This is a genomic window from Synechococcus sp. B60.1 (genome assembly GCF_047462555.1).
Lineage (GTDB): Bacteria > Cyanobacteriota > Cyanobacteriia > Thermostichales > Thermostichaceae > Thermostichus.
Map to the genome: position 1 here is coordinate 1 of NZ_JANSJN010000150.1, position 3,698 is coordinate 3,698.

Here is a 3,698-nt window from a genome sequence, read left to right on the forward strand (position 1 = left end):
AGAAATAAAAAAGTCATGAAAGTTCTCGAAGCCCACCACCTCCAGAAAACCTACCGGCAGGGGGGCAAGCAGGTGCGGGCGGTGGTGGATGTCTCTCTGACGCTGGCGGCAGGAGAGATCCTGGCTTTCTTGGGGCCCAATGGAGCCGGCAAGACCACCACCATCAAAATGATTGCTGGGCTGATCCGGCCGGATGCTGGCACGGTGCGCATCCTGGGACGGGATCCCCACGCCGATGCGGGTGCGCTGGCCCAGGTGGGGGCGGTGCTGGAAGGCAACCGCAACCTCTACTGGCGGCTGACCCCTTTGCAAAACTTAGAGTACTTTGGCGTGCTGCGGGGGCTATCCCCCAGAACGGCTCGCCAGCGGGGTCTGGAGCTACTGGAGACCTTTGGCCTGCTGCAAAAACGGGATGTTGCTGTGCAGACCCTTTCGCGGGGTATGCAGCAGAAGGTGGCCATTGCTGTTGCCCTCTTGCACCAGCCGGCTCTGCTACTTTTGGATGAGCCCACCCTGGGGCTGGATGTGGAAGCCGCCCAAGCAGTGAAATCCTTGATCCGCCAAATTGCCGCTGCAGGTCGGGCCATTCTCCTCACTACCCACCAACTGGAGATGGCCGAGGCCCTCTCAGACCAGGTGGCCGTGATCGAGGGGGGGAGAATCCTCTGCCAGGCCCCCACGCAGGAGCTGATCCGCCAGTTTGCCGGCGCAGCCAGTACTTATCGGATTGAGTTGGAACAAGACCTGGATCCCAGCCGGGCGGAGCGCCTGCTCCAGCAAGGGGTGGAGATTCTCGGCTTCCATCAGTTGCGCTTTGGCGGCTCTTCAGAGGCGTTGTATCAGGTGCTGGAGATCCTCAAGCCCTTGCCCCTGCTTAGCATTAAGCGAGAGGAAGCGGATCTCACCCACATTTTTCTCAAGCTCTTAAAAAGAGGGGATGGGCGAGGATGATGCAGGCGATACACCTGTTTTGGGCCGAGCTGAAGCGGGCCTGGATCCAGTACATCCGCTATCCGGCAGAAGCCCTGGGCGGGATCCTGATCACCACCTTTTTCTTCTATGCCCTCTTTGCCGGCGCTCAGTATGTGGCGGGGCCGGCCTCCCAATTTGGCGAACGGCTGGACGCGGTGGTGATCGGCTATGTGCTCTGGACGCTGGTGATTTTTGTGGTGAACGATATTGCCCTCAACTTGCAGGTGGAAGCCCAGACAGGCACCTTGGAGCAGGTGTTGCTCTCGCCCTTTTCGGCGGCCACCCTGTTTTTGGCGCGGGCCTGCGCCAGCTTGGTGTTGCGCTTTTCCGTCGTCGTCGTTATTTTGGGCGTCATTTTGCTGTTGACAGGCAGCCGGCTGCGCTTTCCTCCCACTCTGTTGTTGCCCCTCTTGAGCGTGGTGCTGGGGGCCTATGGCTTCTCGTTTTTGCTGGGATCTGCTGCCTTGATTTGGAAGCGCATTCAACAACTGCTGATCCTGAGCCAATTTGGCCTGCTCTTTCTCCTAGCCACCCCCACAGAAGAGTGGTCGGGATCCCTGAAGTGGCTGGGGCAGATGCTGCCCATGACGGCAGGGGCTGGCCTGCTGCGGGATCTGATGGTGCGGGAGGTGGGATTGGATCCCCTGCGGCTGCTCATGGCTCTGGCCAGCGGCCTTTTCTACTTCGGGCTGGGCTTGCTGGCCTTTCACCGGGCAATGCAACTGGCCAAACAGCGGGGGATCCTGGGATCCCAGTAGGACCTTGTCAGAGGGAGCGCCGGTCGCCAGGGGAGCGCAACAGGTGAGGGAAGTGGTACTCCACTGCGCCGGTGGTGAGGTTGTTCTCAGGGGAGGCAATGCCCCGTCGGCTTAGCTCTCGCAGCGCTTTTTCAATCTCGTCAAAGTCAGCAGGCAGCTCGATGGCGATCTCCGAGAGGGTGAGGATCCCTTGTCGCTGCTGCGCCAGCCGTAGGATCTCCCGCATCAGCGCCTGACCCTTCAAAGGCTGAGGCGGGGCCGAGACAGACTTGACGGGAGCCCCAGAGGGGCGGATCCCTTGCAAGACGGCCAGCTTGAAGTTGTAATCTTCCACCATGCCTGGGATCAAAAACAGGTCAATCAACTGGCCAATTCCCAACAGGCCAAAGGTAAAGAACCAGAGAAAGCCTGTCCCGGTTTTGCCCAGGTAAAAGCGATGGACACCGCAGATGCCGAATATGCCCAACGCCCAGAGGAGATAGGCGGTGCCGACGGATTTGGGCTCGGCAGGGGGCAGCAGGTAGCGAGAGCTCATGGGCATTAGTCAAGATGGCTTGGACTGGTAACCCTAGTCTGCCATCTTTTGCCTTGGACGGGCAGGACACCCCTGCTCTGGCCCTTGAAAGCGGGCCTAGAGGTGGGAGGGTAGCTTCAAGCAGATAAAGAGGCTGAAAATGAGATCCAGCTCTTCAGCTCGAAGAACTCCGTCGGGGGGACGGCGGTCACGCCCCCAGGAGACCAAGGAAGGTCGATGCTTGAGCCCATCTTAATCGGGTTGAGTGCTGTGCTCTGGGGCCTCCTCTGGGGCTACGCCACGCTGCTAGTTGTGCTAGTCAACTTCAAAGAACAGGGATCCGTTTACGCCTACCCCATGCAAGCAGTGTTAGATCGCTTTGTGGAATCGCTGGGGCTGGGTTGGCTTAAGGATCTGCATGCCATGCAACTGCAGCCACTGCGCCGGATTAGCTATGCCCTCTTCGGCGCCGTTACCTTGGGAGTGACCTTCATGCTCTGGGTTTTGGGGTGAGGCAGTGGCTAGCTCCTCGATCTAGCCCTAGGCAGAGCTGACTGCACCTGCTGAAAAGTCCCGCTGCTTAGCCTCTCTCGCAAGGAGGGATCTAATAGAAAATTGCTTGCAGCTTTTTCAAGCAGGCTTGGATCTGAGCCATCTCTTCCGGATTCAGCTTTTGAAAGCGCTCTTTCAGGTAGGCCACATGGGCCGGGAAGACCTGTTCAAACAGTTTTTCCCCCTCTTCGGTAAGCACGATCTTGAAGCAGCGGCGGTTTTCTGGAGGTACCTCGCGGCGCACTAGCCCCTTTTGTTCCAGGCGATCCACGATCCCGGTCAGCGTCCCTTTGGTAACCAGCGTTTTCTGGGCCAGGATATTCATCGTCAAGCCAGGAGTGTTGCCAATGGTTACCAACACATCGAATTGGGGGGCGGTCAGCCCTATCTGACGAATGTGAGCGCTGGCGTAGTTTTCAAAGGCTTGGTAAGCCCGCGCCAGATCCCGCAGCAGCCCCAAAAAAGGCTCCCGCGCCGCCACCACCGAGGGCTTGAGGGCCTCGCCTTGGGGAAGCGGAGAGGACAGAGACTCAGCAGAAGTGGGCATCGCTGCAGCTCGCCGAACGAGACTAATCCACCCAGCAAGAACAGTTTTGGCTTTATGATAGCCGACTGCACTATAGTCCTAATACAAATTAACGGCCATTTCGCCAGCTCCGTGGAGCTATTCCATCCCAAGGCAACGCACAGGAGCTCTCTCCATATCCAGAGGGGGCCTACGGAAGCGGGGCGAAGACCGGAAACGGCCCACAGAATGCCAAGGGCCAGCCCGGCGTGTTTCCAGCTTATTTGAAGCGACCTCGAGCCTCAACCCTAGGGATCCCGGCTGCGTCTGGACGGATCCCTCGGACGAAGTGTCGCCATTCGGTTGCTGCGACTGCAGAAGTTGGATAGTAAACTAC

Annotated in this window: 5 protein-coding genes; 3 read left to right on the forward strand and 2 right to left on the reverse strand. The window is 58.8% G+C overall.

The annotated features are described in order from the left end of the window. Positions 1–951 (forward strand): ABC transporter ATP-binding protein (locus tag NW863_RS12445; protein WP_414366734.1); only part of this gene is annotated, 951 nt, incomplete at its 5' end. Continuing rightward, positions 948–1,730: an ABC transporter permease gene (locus NW863_RS12450; protein WP_414366735.1), complete on the forward strand. Its 783-nt coding sequence runs from the start codon at positions 948–950 to the stop codon at positions 1,728–1,730. The genes NW863_RS12445 and NW863_RS12450, both read left to right, overlap by 4 nt. A gap of 7 nt (positions 1,731–1,737) precedes the next feature. Here NW863_RS12450 and NW863_RS12455 read toward each other — a convergent pair whose 3' ends face one another. Then, positions 1,738–2,271, reverse strand: coding sequence for a TM2 domain-containing protein (locus tag NW863_RS12455; protein ID WP_414366736.1), 534 nt, complete (start codon positions 2,269–2,271; stop codon positions 1,738–1,740). 210 nt (positions 2,272–2,481) lie between these two features. Between NW863_RS12455 and NW863_RS12460 the strand changes: the two genes are divergently transcribed. Continuing rightward, positions 2,482–2,757, forward strand: a complete 276-nt coding sequence (locus NW863_RS12460) for a hypothetical protein (protein ID WP_414366738.1) — start codon at positions 2,482–2,484, stop codon at positions 2,755–2,757. Positions 2,758–2,848: 91 nt separating this feature from the next. On the opposite strand, the gene NW863_RS12465 is transcribed toward NW863_RS12460, so the two are convergent. Then, positions 2,849–3,343: a MarR family winged helix-turn-helix transcriptional regulator gene (locus NW863_RS12465; protein ID WP_414366740.1), complete on the reverse strand. Its 495-nt coding sequence runs from the start codon at positions 3,341–3,343 to the stop codon at positions 2,849–2,851. Positions 3,344–3,698: the final 355 nt, after the last annotated feature.

Excerpts from the sequence above, each read along its gene's own strand:
- NW863_RS12450 (WP_414366735.1), top strand. The coding sequence starts at position 948 with ATGATGCAGGCGATACACCTGTTTTGGGCCGAGCTGAAGCGGGCCTGG.
- NW863_RS12455 (WP_414366736.1), bottom strand. The coding sequence starts at position 2,271 with ATGCCCATGAGCTCTCGCTACCTGCTGCCCCCTGCCGAGCCCAAATCC.
- NW863_RS12460 (WP_414366738.1), top strand. The coding sequence starts at position 2,482 with ATGCTTGAGCCCATCTTAATCGGGTTGAGTGCTGTGCTCTGGGGCCTC.
- NW863_RS12465 (WP_414366740.1), bottom strand. The coding sequence starts at position 3,343 with ATGCCCACTTCTGCTGAGTCTCTGTCCTCTCCGCTTCCCCAAGGCGAG.